At 66.5% G+C, this 16725-nt stretch carries 15 protein-coding genes; 12 read left to right on the forward strand and 3 right to left on the reverse strand.

All coding sequences use genetic code 11. The features are described from left to right. Positions 1 to 252 precede the first annotated feature (252 nt). The 12 genes from SL003B_RS12365 to SL003B_RS12420 all read left to right on the forward strand — a co-directional run bounded on the left by SL003B_RS12365 (position 253) and on the right by SL003B_RS12420 (position 14652). Positions 253 to 1050 carry a 1-deoxy-D-xylulose-5-phosphate synthase N-terminal domain-containing protein gene (locus SL003B_RS12365; protein ID WP_013653188.1) on the forward strand — a complete coding sequence of 266 codons (798 nt, stop codon included), beginning with the start codon at positions 253 to 255 and terminating at the stop codon, positions 1048 to 1050. Next, complete coding sequence (locus SL003B_RS12370; RefSeq protein ID WP_013653189.1) at positions 1043 to 2047, forward strand: transketolase family protein; 1005 nt, start codon at positions 1043 to 1045, stop codon at positions 2045 to 2047. Before SL003B_RS12365 ends, SL003B_RS12370 begins: the two co-directional genes overlap by 8 nt. After that, the gene (locus SL003B_RS12375) at positions 2034 to 2984 is read left to right on the forward strand and encodes an NAD(P)-dependent oxidoreductase (protein WP_083812087.1); all 951 of its coding nucleotides are present in this window, start codon (positions 2034 to 2036) and stop codon (positions 2982 to 2984) included. Before SL003B_RS12370 ends, SL003B_RS12375 begins: the two co-directional genes overlap by 14 nt. 53 nt (positions 2985 to 3037) lie before the next feature. After that, positions 3038 to 3898, forward strand: a complete 861-nt coding sequence (locus SL003B_RS12380) for an enoyl-CoA hydratase/isomerase family protein (RefSeq protein WP_013653191.1) — start codon at positions 3038 to 3040, stop codon at positions 3896 to 3898. A 193-nt stretch (positions 3899 to 4091) separates the two neighbouring features. After that, positions 4092 to 5177, forward strand: a complete 1086-nt coding sequence (locus tag SL003B_RS12385; protein ID WP_013653192.1) for a C4-dicarboxylate TRAP transporter substrate-binding protein — start codon at positions 4092 to 4094, stop codon at positions 5175 to 5177. A gap of 90 nt (positions 5178 to 5267) precedes the next feature. Beyond that, positions 5268 to 7223: a TRAP transporter large permease subunit gene (locus SL003B_RS12390; RefSeq protein ID WP_013653193.1), complete on the forward strand. Its 1956-nt coding sequence runs from the start codon at positions 5268 to 5270 to the stop codon at positions 7221 to 7223. A 9-nt stretch (positions 7224 to 7232) separates the two neighbouring features. Beyond that, the gene (locus tag SL003B_RS12395) at positions 7233 to 8588 is read left to right on the forward strand and encodes an amidohydrolase family protein (protein WP_013653194.1); all 1356 of its coding nucleotides are present in this window, start codon (positions 7233 to 7235) and stop codon (positions 8586 to 8588) included. A 251-nt stretch (positions 8589 to 8839) separates the two neighbouring features. Further along, on the forward strand, positions 8840 to 9853 hold the full coding sequence (locus SL003B_RS12400; protein WP_013653195.1) for a BMP family protein: 1014 nt from the start codon (positions 8840 to 8842) through the stop codon (positions 9851 to 9853). 12 nt (positions 9854 to 9865) lie between these two features. Beyond that, the gene (locus SL003B_RS12405) at positions 9866 to 11392 is read left to right on the forward strand and encodes an ABC transporter ATP-binding protein (RefSeq protein WP_013653196.1); all 1527 of its coding nucleotides are present in this window, start codon (positions 9866 to 9868) and stop codon (positions 11390 to 11392) included. Further along, positions 11382 to 12431 carry an ABC transporter permease gene (locus SL003B_RS12410; protein ID WP_013653197.1) on the forward strand — a complete coding sequence of 350 codons (1050 nt, stop codon included), beginning with the start codon at positions 11382 to 11384 and terminating at the stop codon, positions 12429 to 12431. Before SL003B_RS12405 ends, SL003B_RS12410 begins: the two co-directional genes overlap by 11 nt. Then, complete coding sequence (locus SL003B_RS12415; RefSeq protein ID WP_041375520.1) at positions 12428 to 13375, forward strand: ABC transporter permease; 948 nt, start codon at positions 12428 to 12430, stop codon at positions 13373 to 13375. Before SL003B_RS12410 ends, SL003B_RS12415 begins: the two co-directional genes overlap by 4 nt. After that, positions 13375 to 14652 carry an amidohydrolase family protein gene (locus tag SL003B_RS12420; protein WP_013653199.1) on the forward strand — a complete coding sequence of 426 codons (1278 nt, stop codon included), beginning with the start codon at positions 13375 to 13377 and terminating at the stop codon, positions 14650 to 14652. The genes SL003B_RS12415 and SL003B_RS12420 overlap by 1 nt, the downstream gene beginning before the upstream one ends. 21 nt (positions 14653 to 14673) lie before the next feature. Here SL003B_RS12420 and SL003B_RS12425 read toward each other — a convergent pair whose 3' ends face one another. From SL003B_RS12425 to SL003B_RS12435, 3 genes are all read right to left on the reverse strand, one after another. Continuing rightward, positions 14674 to 15387: a lipoate--protein ligase family protein gene (locus tag SL003B_RS12425; protein ID WP_148259297.1), complete on the reverse strand. Its 714-nt coding sequence runs from the start codon at positions 15385 to 15387 to the stop codon at positions 14674 to 14676. A 71-nt stretch (positions 15388 to 15458) separates the two neighbouring features. Beyond that, complete coding sequence (locus SL003B_RS12430) at positions 15459 to 15695, reverse strand: biotin/lipoyl-containing protein (RefSeq protein WP_013653201.1); 237 nt, start codon at positions 15693 to 15695, stop codon at positions 15459 to 15461. 4 nt (positions 15696 to 15699) lie between these two features. After that, the gene (locus SL003B_RS12435) at positions 15700 to 16719 is read right to left on the reverse strand and encodes an alpha-ketoacid dehydrogenase subunit beta (RefSeq protein ID WP_013653202.1); all 1020 of its coding nucleotides are present in this window, start codon (positions 16717 to 16719) and stop codon (positions 15700 to 15702) included. Positions 16720 to 16725 lie beyond the last annotated feature (6 nt).

Raw genomic sequence — 16725 nt, forward strand, 5'->3', positions numbered from 1 at the left:
TTCGTATCCGCTTCACACGATTACCGCCAATACGGACAAACTACCCTCACCTGACTGGTTTGAATGTTACTGCTCTGCTTCATAAAATCAAAAGTTTCGAAAATATATCGCAGGTAGCGCGAGAAACAGGGGGCGCCACGCCGATACGGTCCTCCCGACAGGGCCCTATACCGATTGAATTGGATTGACAGACGTGGGTGCTACCGGTATCAAATTCCAAAGTGGCTAGTCCACTTTGTCTGGGAGGACATCATGATTCCGAATACGACCCTCGGCCGCCTCGCGGACCGGTTGCGGCTGCGCGCCGTCAGGATGGTCGCTCCGCACGGCTTCGGCTATCTCGGCCAGGTCCTGTCCTCGGCGGAACTGTTCGCTGCTCTCTATGCCAGCCATTATCGGCCCGGAACCGACAGGATCGTCATCTCCCCAGGCCATTATATCATCGCAGCTTTCGCAGCGGCCGCAGAAGTCGGCCTACTCGACGAAGCGGCCCTTGAAACCTACGGCCACGACGGCTCAGTCCTGGAGGCAATCGGCACCGAAAAGTCGCCTGCGGTCGATCTGACCGGCGGATCGCTCGGCATGGGCCTGTCCGGTGCGCTCGGTTTCGCCCTGTCGCAGCGGCTTCGCAACGAGCCGAAAGCCAATGTGTTCGTGCTCGTCAGCGACGGCGAGCTGCAGGAAGGCCAGCTTTGGGAGGCGGCCATGTTTGCCGCGCACAACCGGCTCGACAATATCGTCGTGCTGCTGGACGCCAACGATTCCCAGGTTGACGGACCGGTATCCTCGATCACCACCATCGAGCCGATCGCGGCAAAGTGGGAAAGTTTCGGCTGGGCGGCGTTCGACGTCGACGGCCATGACGCGGAAGCCGTCGACGCGGCCCTCGCCCAGGCGATCGCGGCAGACAGGCCCGCTGTCGTGATCGGCCGAACCTCCACCGTCCACGGCCTGTCGGTGCTACCCGAAGCCGCCGACGGCCATTTCATCAAGCTGCCCGCCGACCTCGCCGAAGCGGCCATTGCGGAACTGGAGGCTCGCCTTGCGTAACCGCCCCTATCCGACCGTTCTCAAGCCCTACGGCCAGGCGCTGGTCGATCTCGCTGCCGAGCGCAGGGAGATCGTCTGCATCACCGGCGACCTGACGCGCCAGTGCGAGATCGACCTGTTCCAGGACACCTTCCCCGACCGCTTCATCCATGCCGGCATGGCCGAGGCCAACATGGTCTCGATGGCCGGCGCGCTGGCGCGCTGCGGCCACATCCCCTTCGTGCATTCGTTCGGCGTGTTCTCGACCCGTCGGCCGCTCGACCAGATCGTAAATTCCGTCGCCTATCCCAACCTGCCGGTGCGCATCGTCGGCTTCATGCCGGGCGTCTCCAGCCCGGGCGGCCCCAGCCATCAGGCGATCGAGGATGTTGCCCTGATGCGGGCGATTCCGAACATGACGGTGATCGATGTCGCGGATGCGGTCGAGATCCGCAAGGCTCTGCCGGTCCTCGTGGATATCCCCGGCCCCGTCTATCTCCGGCTCAAGCGGGGCGAGATTCCGGTCATCTTCGACGAGGACCACACCTTCTCGCTGGACAAGGCGCAGGTGCTGACCGGCGGCCGGGACGTCGCGCTGATCGCCAATGGCATGATGCTGTCGTCCGCGCTCGCCGCCGCCGAGGTGCTCGAGGCCTGCGGGATCGGGACCAGGGTGGTCAACGTCCCGGTGATCAAGCCGCTCGACCAGGCGACCGTCCTTGAGGCCGCACGCGCAGCGCGGCTGGTCGTGACCGCTGAGAACCATTCGATCATCGGCGGCCTGGGGTCGGCGGTGGCCGAAGCGATGGCCGAGGCGGGCGTCGGTTGTCCGCTGCGCCGCATCGGGCTGCGCGACACCTTCGCCGAAGGCGCGCGGACCGCGCCGCCGCTGTTCCGCAAGTACGGGCTCAGCACGCAGCACATCATCGACGCCGTCTGGTCCGGTCTCGGCCAGGCGGATCCGGCCCCACAGGCCCCTTCCCTCGAGGTCGCGCCCGGCGAATATGCGCCCGTCTGACCCTTGGCTGACAGATCAACAGCGACAAAGGATACCTGAGATGACCTCGACGCTTTCCCTCGGCTGGCTCGGCACCGGACGGATGGGCTCCGCGATGGCGCGCCGCCTGATCGATGCCGGCCATCCGGTCACTGTCTGGAACCGCACCCGCTCCAAGACGGACGACCTGGCTGCGGCCGGCGCCAGGGTCGCCGACACCATCCACGGCCTCGCCGCAGTCGACATCGTCTTCATCATGGTGTCGACGCCGAAGGATCTGGAGCAGGTCGTCACCGGCGACGGCGGGCTGCTATCCGCGTCGACGCTGCCGCGAATCATCGTCGATTGCTCCTCGGTCAGCGCCGAAGCCTCGGCCAAGGTCCGTCAGGCGGTCGAGGCGAAGGGCGTCGGCTTCCTCGCCTCGCCGATCAGCGGCAACCCGCACGTCGTCGCCGAGGGCCTGTCGATCCTGATGGCTTCGGGTCCGAAGGCGACCTACGACACGGTCCGGCCCTATCTCGACACCATCGGCAAGACCTCCGTCTGGGTCGGCGAGGCCGAGCAGGCGCGCGTGGTCAAGATCTGCCACAATCTCTATCTCGGCATGCTCGTGCAGTCCCTGAGCGAAGTGACAGCACTTGCCGAAAAATCCGGCGTGCCGCGCGCGGCGTTCCTCGACTTCCTCAACAACACGGTGCTGGCAACCGACTGGGTGCGCAAGCGTACCCCGGACATGCTCTCGCTCGACTGGACGCCGACGTTCACGACGGAACTGTTGCGCAAGGATTTCGACCTCGGCCTGGCGATCGCCCGCCAGCAGGAGATGCCCATGCCGCTCGGTGCCAGCGTAATGCAGCTCATCCAGAACGCCATCGGCCGCGGCCACCGCGACGACGACTTCCTGTCCCTGTTCCAGGTTCAGGCGGAGTCTGCCGGGATGGAGATCAAACCGCAGTAAACGGGCCGGTTCGGCCAGGAATCCGGCAGCCCTATCGACAACAGGAGGAAACAGTGTCCCTTCAGAAGTTCGTCCCCACTCCCAAGTTCGAAGACTACAAGGAGACCTTCCAGGACTTCTTCAAGATGACCCGGCGCGACGACGGCGTGCTGCTCGTCGAGGCCCATACGCTCGGCGGCCCGATCCAGCTCAGCGTCGAGAACCACCGGGCGCTCGGCCAGATGCTCAAGGTCATCGGCGCGGACCCGGAAAACGAGATCCTGATCCTGACCGGCTCCGGCGAGGAGTTCATGATGGATTCCGACCCCGATGGCTTTGCCCTCGAGGAAGAGGACATGGAGTACTGGGCGTACGAATATGCCTACAAGGACGGGCGGATCAACGTCAGCTCACTGATCAACGATCTGGAGATTCCGACGATCGGCATCATGAACGGTCCCGGCTTCCATTCCGAGATCGTGCTGATGTGCGACATCTCGCTGGCGGCCGACGACGCGACCATCTTCGACCTGCACTACGACATCGGCTCGTGCCCCGCCGACGGCATTCACAACTGCTTCCAGGAACTGCTCGGCGTGAAGCGCGCCGCCTATGCGCTGCTGACCGGCCAGGCCATCACGCCGCAGCAGGCTCTGGAATGGGGCATGGTCAACGAGGTTCTGCCGCGCGATCAACTCATCGCCCGGGCCTACAAGATCGCCGATCACATCATGACCCAGCCGCGCACGACGCGCCGCCTCACCACCCAGATCGTCCGTCGCCCGTGGAAGCAGCGGATCGTCAACGACCTCGACGGCGGCTTCGGAATCCAGATGTTCGGCCACGTCGCCAAGAAGAAGGCGATCCACACCCGTAAGGGCATCGCCTCAGTCGTGGACTATGTGCGCAAAGGCAGGCCGAACAATTTCGATTGACCCGGTCTCGGTCCGCCTCATCCGCGCCGCTGCCGCGGCGCGGATGAGGCGGCCATGATCGCCGCACGAAGCGGAACGAGCGAACTTGACGGAGTTGCTAGACACCCTCATAGTGGATTAGCCAATTCAGGGCGAGGAGCATTGGCACATCTGCGGAGGAAGATGAAACTACACCTTCTGGGAGGAACTTCACATGATGATTAGCCGGAGAACCGCTGTCTCAGCGATCATATCCGCGACCGCGCTTCCCATCCTGGGCGCCGGGCGGGCATTCGCACAGAAGACCATACCCCTGACGATTGCATCGAGCCACCCCCTGACCATTCCCTGGGTGTCGCCGCTGAAGACCGTGATCGTCGACAAGTCCAATGCGCTGCTGGAGCAACGCGGCTCGGAATTCCGCATCGACTGGACCGAGGCGTTCGGCGGAACGCTCTACAACTTCAATGAAACGCTGGAAGCCGTGACCAGCCAGCTTACCGACATGGGCTGGATCGGTTCGCTGTTCGAGCCGGCGTCCCTGCCGCTGCAGAACATCATGTACATGACGCCCTTTGCGACCCAGACGGTCGCGCAAGCGATCAACACGATGAACAAGCTGAACGCAGAACAGCCCGCCATGAAGGAGGAATGGTCGCGTTACAACATCACCTTCTTCGGCTCCTGCGTATCAGACGGCTACAGCCTGTTCACGAAGAAACCGATCGAGTCGCTTGCCGACCTGCAGGGCCTGAAGATTCTCGGCGGCGCGACCCTGGCTCCGTGGATCGAACCGCTTGGTGCCTCGCTGGTCGCCACCGGCATCCCGCAGATGTACAGCCAGACCCAGACCGGCGTCGGCGACGGTGTCCTGCTGATCGCGACCGGCGCCTATCCGCTCAAACTTCATGAGGTAGCGCCCTACGTCACGCGCGTCGACACCGGCCCCCTCACCTTCGGCGGCTTCGGCATCAACACCACCACCTTCGAGTCGCTTCCGGAGGACGTGCAGCAGGTGATCGCCGAACTGGGCGCCGAATACTCGACGGAAAACGCCCGCCTCATCGTCGAGCGGGAGAAGCAGGTGTTCGAGGCCTTCGCCAAGGAGGGCGCGACGGTCACCGACATGCCCCAGGCGCAGAAGCAGGAATGGGTGGACCGCCTGCCCGACCTCGGCGCCATCTGGGCCGAGGCGACCGAAGCGACGGGCGCACCCGCTCGCGAGATCATGAAGGCGTTCATGGAAACGGTTCGGGCCGAAGGCGCCGAGCCGCTGCGCGACTGGGCTGCCAACCTCTAGGGCCGGATACCATCCGTCGTGCCCCCGGACAAAGCGCCGGGGGCACGACGTCTTACTGAACTCAGGCCCCCGGACCCATGCGCACCTTCCATGACGACCAATGCTGAGACCCCCGCCGTTTCGGGCGCACGCCGCTTCTGGAACGGGACCGACCGCATCCTTGCGGCCTGTTCCTTCGGCCTGACGGCCGCCGCGTCGACGGTGGTGGCAAGCTTCATGCTGCTCATCTTCGCCGACGTCATGCTGCGCAAGTTCTTCTCACTGCCGCTCAACGGCGTTTCGGAGTTCGTCGCCTATTCGATCGTGGCCTGCATCTTCTGCCAGCTTGGCGCGGCAATCCGCAAAGGCAAGATGATCGCCACCGACTTCGTCATGGGCGGATGGGAGCGCGAGCGTCCCATCCTGGCCGAAGGGGCCAAGGTGTTCTTCTTCGCTTTGGCCGTGCTGCTGCTGCTCGGCATCCTGAACTGGCTCTCAAGGGATGCGATGAAGGCATGGACCGGGTCAGAATACACGGGCGCAGTCGGGGCGTTCCAGATGCCGCTGTGGCCGTTCAAGGTGGTGACTGCCGTAGGCGCGCTTGTGGCCCTTGCGGAAGCCCTCCGGGTCCTGGCCCTGCATGCCGCGACCCTGGTGCGGGTGCTTTCGAGGGGAGCCCTGCGCCGGAACGGCCTGATAGGCCTGGCGCTGTTCCTGCTCGTCGCCATCGCCTTCGCGCTCGTTCTCACCCATGGCGAGTTGACCCGCGTCCAGATCGGCTTCCTTGCCTTTGCTGGCCTCTTCACGCTGGTTGCCTGCGGCATGCCGGTCGCCTTCGCGCTGATTGGCATGTCCTTCGTGGCGATCTGGGCCATCCGCAGCAACTTCTCCATCGCCGACAACGCGATGGGTCTGGCCGCCTCCGGCACGGTGCGATCGTTCGAATTCGGGGTCGTGCCGCTGTTCGTCATGATGGGGCTGATCCTCGACCGCGCCGACGTGGGCCGCGATTCCTTCCGGGTCGCCGTCCACCTGCTGCAGCGGGTGCGCGGCGGCCTTGCCAACGCGACCGTCGCGGCCAACGCCATCTTCGCCGCTATCACCGGATCCTCGATCGCCTCGGCGGCCGTGTTCAGCCGCATCGCCGTGCCGCCGATGGTGGACGCCGGCTACAGCCGCCGTTTCGCCGTCGGCGTCGTCGCGGGCTCGTCGGTTCTCGGAATGCTCATACCGCCGAGCCTCCTGCTGATCATCTACGGGCTCATCGCCGAGACATCGGTTGGAGCGCTGTTCATCGCCGCCATCGTGCCGGGCGTGCTACTGGCAGTCTGCTTCGGAATCCTGAACGCAACCCTGGTCACCTTTGCGAAGGATTTCGTCGGCAACCCGCAGCCCGACCTGGCGGGCGAGAGGATGACGGGACGCGAGATTGCTCGCAGTTTGACACCCGTCGCTTTCCTGATCCTGCTCGTCATGGGCGGCATCTACGGCGGCGTCTTCAGCCCGACGGAAGCCGGGGCCATCGGCGCCCTCGGCGCCTTCGCTATCGCCGCTGCGCGGCGCAAGCTGAACTGGGCCATGACGAAGACCGTCGTGCTGGAGACAGGCTACATAACCGCCAGCATCCTGTTCCTGATTGTCGCGGCAAGCCTCTACTCGCGCATGCTGGCGTTGTCGTCGATCCCCAATCATATGACCCTGTTCATCGGCTCGCTCGACCTGTCGCTGATCGGCTTCTGCCTCGCGTACATGCTGCTGGTCATTCTGCTCGGGATGATCCTCGATTCCGTCTCGATCCTGCTGATCGTCATCCCGATCGCCTTGCCGGTCGTCACCGCGTTCGGCGGCGATCCGGTCTGGTTCGGCATCGTCACCATCATCGCCGTCGAGATCGGCCTCTTAACGCCGCCCTTTGGCCTTTCGGTGTTCGTCGTCAAGGGATCCTTGCCCGACGGCTACGCGACGCTCGGCGACATCTTCGCCGGCGTCGCGCCCTATGTGCTGACCATGACCCTGTTCACCATTCTGCTGATCCTGATGCCCGGGATCGCGCTCATGCTGTTGTGAGGAGGCCGCATGTCGACGACCCTGATCCGCGATGCGATCGTCGTGACCATGGATGAACGGATCGGCGACCTGCAGCGCGGATCCGTCCTGATCGAGAACGACCGGATCGCGGCGGTCGCGCCCGATATCGCGGCGCCAGAGGGTGCCGAGGTGATCGAAGGCGCCGGCATGCTGGCGATGCCCGGCTTCGTCAATGCCCACATCCACACCTGGCAGACGGCATTGCGCGGCATCGCCGCCGACTGGACCATCGCGCAATACCTGCGCGCGATGCACGCCGGTCTCGCCGGCCACTTCCGCCCCGACGACATCCGCGTCGCCAATTATTTCGGCGCGCTCAACCAGATCGCCTCCGGCACCACGACCATCGCCGACTGGTGCCACAACAACCCGACGCCGGACCATACCGACGCGGCGATCGACGGACTGACCGACGCCGGCATCAGGGCCGTCTTCCTGCACGGCTCGCCGAAGCCCGATCCGAAACCGGGACAGAAGCATTTCTCGCAAGTGCCGATGCCGGCCGGCGAGGTACACCGCCTGCGCGGCGGGCGCCTCGCCTCCGACGACGCGCTGGTGACCCTGGGCCTCGCGATCCTCGGGCCGCAGCTCAGCGTGTGGGACGTCTGCGACGCGGACTTTCGTCTCGCCCGCGACCTGGACCTGACCGCCTCCATGCATGTCAGCGGCAAGCTGCTGACCGAGGACGGCTTCGAGCGCCTTGCCGCGCTCGGCCTGCTCGGTCCACGCATCAACGTCGTCCATGGCAATGTGCTCGACGATGACCGGTTGAAACTGCTGGTCGACCACGACGTCAGCTTCACCCTGACGCCCGAAGTCGAGCTACAGATGGGTTTCGGCGATCCGCTGACCACGCGGCTGCGCAAGATCGGCGGGCGGCTCTCGCTCGGTTCGGACATCGAGAGTTCGATGGCCGGCGACATGTTCGCCGTCACCCGCGTCGCCCTGCAGGCGGCCCGCCACGCGGACAACCTTGTGTCGCTGCACGACAGGGGCAGTTGCCCTGACAGCATCACCGTACCGAGCCGGGAGGCGCTGCGCTGGTCGACGATCGAGGGCGCGCGTATGCTGGGCCTCGACGACCGGATCGGCTCGCTCAGTCCGGGCAAGCAGGCCGACATCGTCCTGCTCGACAGCCGCAAGCTCAACATGCACCCTGTCGTCGATCCCGCCGCCTCGATCCTGTTCCACGCCGGGGTGGTCAATGTCGACACCGTGCTGATCGCCGGCAGGCCGCGCAAGCGCGGCGGCGAGCTCGTCGACGCGCCGCAGCCGGCCGAACTGGCCGCCCTCGCCCGCTCCGGCCGCCGCATCCTGGACGACTTCGCCAAGGCCCAGTCCTGACCGCCGAGTCCGTCCGTGATTTCCGGTCCGGTGATTCAGACAGGTCCGTCCTGACCGGGTGGGATCGATGTCGCCTGGACGAAAGGCCGTTGGACCGGATCGCCGGAGACGATCCGCTCACCTCCAGCAACCGAACTCCCCGGAAAGTTGGCATGGCTTCTGCTTAGTGGCGACGAAACGCTTTGCGTTTCCATGGAAGCATGGCAACTTTTGACCAATTGATAAAACCTTCAGCAACGGGGACCTCCAGCATGATCAAGACCTGCCCAGTAAGCCGCCGGCGCCTGCTTGCCAGCGGCGCCGCCGCAGCCCTGGTTGCCGGCCTGGCGCCGAGCCGCCTCCTGGCCGCGGAGCCGCTCAAGGTCGCCGGCATCTACACGGTGCCGGTCGAGCAGCAGTGGGTCAGCCGGATCCACAAGGCGGCGGAGGCGGCGGTCGCGCGCGGCGAGATCGAATACACCTTCTCGGAGAACGTCTCGAACACCGACTACGCCCGCGTCATGCGCGAATACGCCGAAGGCGGCGTGCAGATGCTCGTCGGCGAGGTGTTCGGCGTCGAACAGGAGGCGCGCGAGGTCGCTGCCGAATATCCCAACGTGGCCATGCTGATGGGCTCGTCGTTCAAGGAGGATCCGGCGCTCGCCAATTTCTCCGTCTTCGACAACTACATCCAGGACGCCGCCTATCTCTCTGGAATCATTGCTGGCGCCATGACGAAATCCGGAAGCATCGGCATGGTCGGCGGCTTTCCGATTCCCGAGGTCAACCGTCTGATGCACGCCTTCATGGCCGGCGCGCGCGAGATCCGGCCGGACATCCGTTTCCAGGTCAGCTTCATCGGCTCCTGGTTCGATCCCCCGCGCGCCAAGGAAACCGCCTTCGGCATGATCGAAGCGGGTGCCGACGTCATGTATGCTGAGCGTTTCGGCGTCTCGGATGCAGCCAAGGAAAAGGGCGTGCTGGCGATCGGCAACGTCATCGACACCCAGGCGGACTATCCCGACACGGTGGTCGCCTCTGCGCTGTGGCATTTCGAACCGACGCTCGACCGCGCCGTCGCCGCGGTCAAGGCCGGCACCTTCAAGGCCGAGGACTACGGCGTCTATTCGCAAATGATTCACGGCGGCTGCTCGCTGGCGCCGCTCGGTACCTTCGAGGGCAAGGTGCCCGAAGCGGCGCTGAAACTCGTCGCCGAACGCGAAGCCGCCATCCGCAGCGGAAGCTTCGTGGTCGCGATCAACGACGACGAGCCCAAGTCCTCCTGACGGACCGCGGCCATGACCGAACACCAGGAGGCGCAGGTCGTCCTGCGCCTCGACGGCATCACCAAGCGTTTCGGTCCCGTTCTTGCCAACGACGACATCAGCCTGACGCTGCGTGCCGGCGAGGTGGTGGCGCTTCTCGGCGAGAACGGCGCCGGCAAGACGACACTGATGAACATCCTCTTCGGCCAGTACACGGCCGATTCCGGCTCCGTCGAGGTGTTCGGTCGCGCCCTGCCGCCCGGCAATCCGCGTGTGGCGCTGGCCGCCGGCGTCGGCATGGTGCACCAGCATTTCACGCTGGCCGACAGCCTGACCGTCGCCGAGAACATCCTGCTCGGCACGGTGCCGCTCTGGCGGCCGGGCCTGGCACGCGCACAGGCGCATGCCAGGATCGCCGCGTTGTCACGCGATTTCGGCCTCGCGGTGCATCTCCATGCGCCGGTCGGCAGCCTGACGGTCGGCGAGCGCCAGCGGGTCGAGATCCTCAAGGCGCTCTATCGCGACGCGCGCATCCTGATCCTCGACGAGCCGACGGCGGTTCTGACGCCACAGGAATCCGCTGCTCTGTTCGCCACGCTCAAGCAGGCGATCGCGCGCGGCCTGGCGGTGATCTTCATCACCCACAAGCTGCACGAGGTCATGGCGGTGGCGGACCGGGTCGTCGTGCTGCGCCATGGCCGCGTCACCGGCGCCTGTCCGACCGCCGACACCGACCGCCACCGTCTCGCCGAGATGATGGTCGGGGCCGAGATCGTCGCTCCGGCCGTCGCGCCCCAGGCGCCGGGCGAGGTGCTTCTGGCGCTCGAGGACGTCTACACCCAAGCAAAAGGCACAGCCGTCGGCCTGAAAGGCCTTTCCCTGGAGCTTCGGGCGGGCCAGATCACCGGCCTCGCCGGCGTGGCCGGCAACGGCCAGTCCCCGCTGGCGGACCTGGTTTCGGGCGTGCTGCGCCCTTCCTCCGGCCACATCCGCGGCGTCGACGGCGAATGGACGCCGCGGACCGCGCTCGCCATGGGCATCGGGCGCATCCCGGAAGACCGCCACAAGACGGGCACCATCGCCGATTTCACCCTGGCCGAGAACGCCATCCTGGAGGCCTACGACAAGCCTCCCTTCTCGCGGCGCGGCTGGATGAACCATGGCGCGGCCGACGCCTTCGCGCACCGGCTGATCGCGGAGTTCGACGTGCGCTGCCCCGGACCGGACATCCGCATCCGCCTGCTGTCGGGCGGCAACATGCAGAAGCTGATCCTCGGCCGCGTGCTGGCGCCCCATCCCAGGATCATCCTCGCCAACCAGCCCGTGCGCGGCCTCGACATCGGTGCGGTCACCTATATCCAGGAACGACTGCTCGCCGCGCGGGCGATGGGCGCCGCCGTCCTGCTCATTTCGGAAGACCTGGACGAGATCATGGCCTTGTCCGACGTCATCCACGTCATCAGCGAGGGGCGCCTGTCGCCGGCATTTTCCCGCGGCACCATGAGCCCGGCCGACCTCGGCCGCTGGATGGCGGGAGAAGGGTTCGAGCATGCGGCTTGAGCCGATCGCCAATCCCTCGCTCGCACGACGCCTGGGTCTGCCCGCGCTCGCGCTCGCCGCTACCGTGGCGATCGGCTCCGCGCTCGCGATGGCCGCGGGGGCAGATCCCTTCGCCACCCTCGGCCTCATCGTCAAGGGCGCCTTCGGGTCTCGCTTCGCTCTGCTGGAAACCCTGAACCGTGCGACGCCGCTGATCTTCACCGGGCTCGCCGTCGCGGTCGCCTTCCGCGCCAAGCTTTGGAACATCGGTGCCGAAGCCCAGCTCTACGCCGGCGCTGTCATGGCGGTCGTGCTCGGCACCGGCCTCCTCGCCTGGCCGATGCCGCTGCTGCTTCCGGCCATGGGTATTTCGGCCATGCTGGCCGGCGCGCTTGTCCTGCTCGGCCCCGCGCTTTTGAAGATCCGGCTCGGCGTCGACGAGGTGGTGACGACACTGCTGCTCAATTTCGTCGTGCTGCTGATTGTCTCGCTGCTGCTGGAAGGGCCGCTCAAGGATCCAATGGGCATGGGCTGGCCGCAATCCAGGCGGTTGGTTGCGGAGGCGCGCCTGCCACGCATCGTCGAGGAGCTACGTCTGCATTGGGGCTTCGCCCTTGCCCTAATCGCCGCGGCAACGGTATGGCTGATCCAGGCGCGCACGACGCTCGGCTACGAGATGCGCGCGGTCGGGCTGAACCGGCGGGCGGCGGAATTCGCCGGCATCCCGGTCAACCGCGTGATCGTCAAGACGGCGCTGCTGTCGGGAGGTCTTGCCGCCCTCGCTGGATTTTCCGAGGTTTCCGGCCTCAAGGGCAACCTGACGCTCAACCTGTCGCCCGGCTTCGGTTACACAGGCGTCATCGTCGCCATGCTGGCCCTGCTCCACCCGCTCGGAGTCGTTGCTGCCGCGTTGTTCGTGGCGGGTGTCTTCGTCGGCTCCGATTCGATGAGCCGGGCCGCCGGCGTGCCGACCTACATCGCCGACATCCTGCTTGCCGTGGCGCTGCTGACGATGGTTCTCGCGATCGGACTGACCAGGATGCGGGTGAAGTGGCGATGACCGAGATAGTCGATATCCTGCTTTCGGCCAGCTTCTGGGTCGCGGTGGTGCGCATCGCCTCGCCGCTTTTGTTTGCCACCATGGGCGAACTCATCTGCGAACGGGCGGGCGTGCTCAACCTCGGCATCGAGGGCATCATGGTCGTCGGCGCCTTCGCCGGCTGGATCGCGGTCTGGTCCGGCGCCGACCTGTGGACCGGCGTCGCGGTGGCCATGCTGGCCGGCATGGCGTTCGGCCTGCTGCACGGCGTGCTGACCGTCCCCTTCGGCCTGTCGCAGCATGTCGTCGGCCTCGGCATCACGCTGCTGGCCACGTCCGCGACCTATTTCGCCTACCGGCTCGCGCTGCCGCGGGTGACGACACCGCCGAAGATCGACCCCTTCGCGCCGTTGCCCGTTCCGCTGCTGTCCGAGATCCCGCTCGTCGGCCCTGCCCTGTTCGCACAGACGCCGCTGACCTATCTCGCCTTTGCCTGCGCCGCTCTGGTGTCGCTGGTGCTCTATCGCACGCCGCTCGGCCTCGCCTTGCGCGCGGCGGGCGAGAACCCGGCCGCAGTGGCGGCCCAGGGCCTGTCGGTGACCGGGCTTCGCCTCGGCGCCGTCGTCGTCGGGTCCGGCCTGATGGCCGTCGGCGGCGCCTTCCTGACCATGAGCGCGTTCAATTCCTTCTTCTTCGAGATGGTCAACGGGCGCGGCTGGATCTGCATCGCGCTGGTCGTCTTCGGCGCCTGGCGGCCAGGCAAGGCAGCGCTCGGCGCGTTGCTGTTCGCCGCCTTCGACGCGTTCCAGATCCGCCTGCAGCAGACCGCCATCGGCGCCGGCATCCCCTACCAGATCTTCCTGATGCTGCCGTTCCTGCTTTCGATTCTCGCACTCATCCTGATGTCGCGCCGGGCCGAGGTGCCGGCGGCCCTGATGGTGCCATTCAACAAGGGAGAGCGGTGATGTTCGATCTTCTCGTCCGCGGCGGCACGCTGCCCGATGGCACCGTCGCCGACATCGGCATCCGGGGCGAGCGCATCGCGGCGGTCGGGCGCCTCGACGGCGCCGAGGCCGGCGAGGTGATCGACGCCGCGGGCGATCTCGTCAGCCCGCCGTTCGTCGATCCGCATTTTCACATGGATGCGGTGCTGAGCTACGGCACCCCGCGCGTCAATGCATCGGGAACGCTGCTGGAGGGCATTGCGCTGTGGGGCGAGTTGCGCGAGCTCGCGACGGTCGACGACCTGGTCGAACGCGCCCTGGCCTATTGCGACTGGGCCGTCAGCATGGGCCTGCTCGCCATCCGCAGCCATGTCGACACTACGCCCGACCATCTGCGCGGGGTCGAGGCCCTGCTGGAGGTGAAGCGCCGCGTCGCACCCTATCTCGACCTGCAATTGGTCGCCTTCCCCCAGGACGGCCTCTACCGCACGCCGACCGGACGGGCGAACCTGATCCGGGCGCTCGACAGAGGCGTCGACGTGGTCGGCGGCATCCCGCATTTCGAACGCACGATGGAGGAGGGCCGCGCCTCCGTGCGCGACCTGTGCGAGATCGCCGCCGAGCGGGGCCTACGCATCGACCTGCATTGCGACGAGACCGACGACCCTCTCAGCCGGCACGTCGAGACGCTGGCCTTCGAGGTGCAGCGACTCGGGCTGCAGGGTCGAGCCGCCGGCAGTCACCTGACCTCGATGCACTCGATGGACAACTACTATGTCTCCAAGCTGCTGCCCCTGATCGCCGAGGCGGAGGTGGCGGCGATCCCGAACCCGCTGATCAACATCACGCTTCAGGGCCGGCACGACACCTATCCGAAGCGGCGCGGCCTGACGCGGGTGAAGGAGATGCAGGCCCACGGCATCACGGTCGGCTGGGGCCAGGACTGCGTTTTGGATCCGTGGTACTCGCTCGGCACCGCCGACATGCTGGACGTCGCCTTCATGGGCCTGCACGTCGCCCAGATGACCCATCCGGCCGAGATGCGCCGCTGCTTCGACATGGTGACGCTCGACAACGCCCGCATCCTCGGCCTGGACGGTTACGGCCTTGCGCCCGGCGACAGGGCCTCGCTGGTGGTTCTGGACGCAGGCGACCCCGTCGAGGCCCTGCGCCTGCGCCCCGCCCGCCTTGCCGTCGTGTCCGCAGGCAAGGTGGTCGCACGCGCGCCGCGCGGCGATGCGGCGCTCGCCCTGCCCGGCCGCGACGCGCGGGTCCGCCGCCGCCATCGACCCGCCTGAACGGGCGACCGGCTGGATCTCCTAACGATTCGGCAGCGCCAGGTCCGCTGCCCAGTCCTCGGCAATCGGCTTGGCCGCCGCGAGCAAGGCATCCACGGCGGTCTCCGCAGCGATCCCGGCCAGCTGCACGAGAGAAGCTGACGCCTGCGGATCGCAGCGCAGGTCGGACCCAGCCAGCGCGTGGAACCGATTGACCGCCTCGGCGCCGCCGCGGACGTCCGCAGCGATCAGGATCGAAGCTTCCGCAACGACCGCACCCTTACCGCCCCAGGCCTGGGACAGGCCGGCGACTTTCCGTCCGTCGACCGAAATGTCGTAGCGTCCCCGGCAGAAGGCGTTCGCGATCTCGCCGACCCGCGACGGCATGCCCAGATTCGCCAGCCCCTGCCGGACCAGGCCGGCGAGACGATCGTAGAGCCGGTCGAAATCGACGTCCGGCACGCCCTTGCGGGTCAGCAGCGAGACCTGCAGCGTGCCCGGTCCGATCGGAAAGGCGCTGCCGCCGCCGCGCCGCACGACGATGGGCCAGCCCGCGAGGTCAAGCCGTTCCAGGGCCTCGGCAAATGCGGGCAGACGAGCCTCCGACCGGGTGACCGACAGCGCCTGTGCCGTCCGCCACAGCACGACGCAGGGCGACTGACTACCCTGCGCGACGGTTTCGGACAAGACGGACAGGTCGTCGAACCTCCGTCTGGCGTCGAGGGGCTCCGTCTCGACCAGGATAGGGGCCGGCACCGCGCCGACCTCCGGCCGGTGCAACCTTCTTGCCGTCGTCTCCATCGGGCCCCTTCGGCTCCCTGTTCGTCCTAGCCGACCGTCCCGATCACCGATCCCGGCGTCACCACGCCGTCCTTGGGAACCGTGACGGTCAGCGTGCCGGACGCCGGGGCGACGATGTCGTAGCTGGTCTTCTCGACCATCAGCTCGGCCACGGTGTCGCCTTCCTCCACCGCGCTGCCCGATCGGTAGAACCAGTTGGCGACGATGCCTTCCGGCGTCTTGCCCGTGTCCCACAGGCCGGGCGGAATGACGATATCGACCATGATCCTACGCCGCCTTTCCGAGCGTTTGGCGGACGGCCGCGCCGATCTTGTCCGCATTGGGCAGGGCGAAGTCTTCCATCGGCCGGCTGTAGGGGATAGGGATATCCGGATAGGCGACCCGACGGGGTGCTGCCTTGAGCAGGGATATGTCGGTCTCCACGACCGAGGCGATCACCTCGGCGGTCAGGCCGTAGCTGGAGTAATCCTCGTCGACGACGACCAGGCGCCCGGTCTTGCGTACCGACTCCACCACCGTCTTGCGGTCGAGCGGCACCAGCGTGCGCAGGTCGATCACCTCCGCATCGATGCCGTCGGCGGCGAGCGCCTCGGCCGCCTCCATCGCCCTGTGCACCATCATCGAGATCGCGACGATGGTGACGTCCCTGCCCTCGCGCAGCACCTTGGCCTCGCCGAAGGGAATCGCATAGGCGTCCTCCGGCACGATCGCGGCCGCCGACTGCGGCCAGTTCATCCAGGCAAGGCCCTGAAGCCCCTTGTGGAACATGTAGATCACCGGGCTGTCGTCGCGGATCGCCGAGATCATCAATCCCTTGGCATCGTAGGCGTTGGAGGGCGCGACAACCTTCAGGCCCGGCAGGTGGGCGAAGGTCGCGTGCAGGGCCTGCGAATGCTGGCCGGCGTCGTTGTAGCCGCCGCCCGTGGCGGTCATCAGCACCATCGGCACCTTGCAGTTACCGCCTGAAAAATAGATGTTTTTTGCGGCCAGATTGGAGATGGAGTCCATGCACACGCCATAGAAGTCGACGAACATCAGTTCGGCGATCGGCCGCATGCCGGCCATCGCGGCGCCGACGGCGGCGCCGATGAATCCGGTCTCCGAGATCGGGGTGTCGCGCACCCGCTCTTCCCCGAACTCGTCGAGCAGGCCGGCGGTGGCGCCGAAGATGCCGCCGTAGGTGCCGATGTCCTCGCCCATGACGAAAACGGACGGGTCGGTGCGCATTTCCTGGGCGATGGCCTCCGCCATGGCCCGCGAAACGGTGAGTTCGCGATTGCTTTTCATCGTGGT

The sequence above is a fragment of the Polymorphum gilvum SL003B-26A1 genome (assembly GCF_000192745.1).
GTDB classification, from domain to species: Bacteria; Pseudomonadota; Alphaproteobacteria; order Rhizobiales; family Stappiaceae; genus Polymorphum; species Polymorphum gilvum.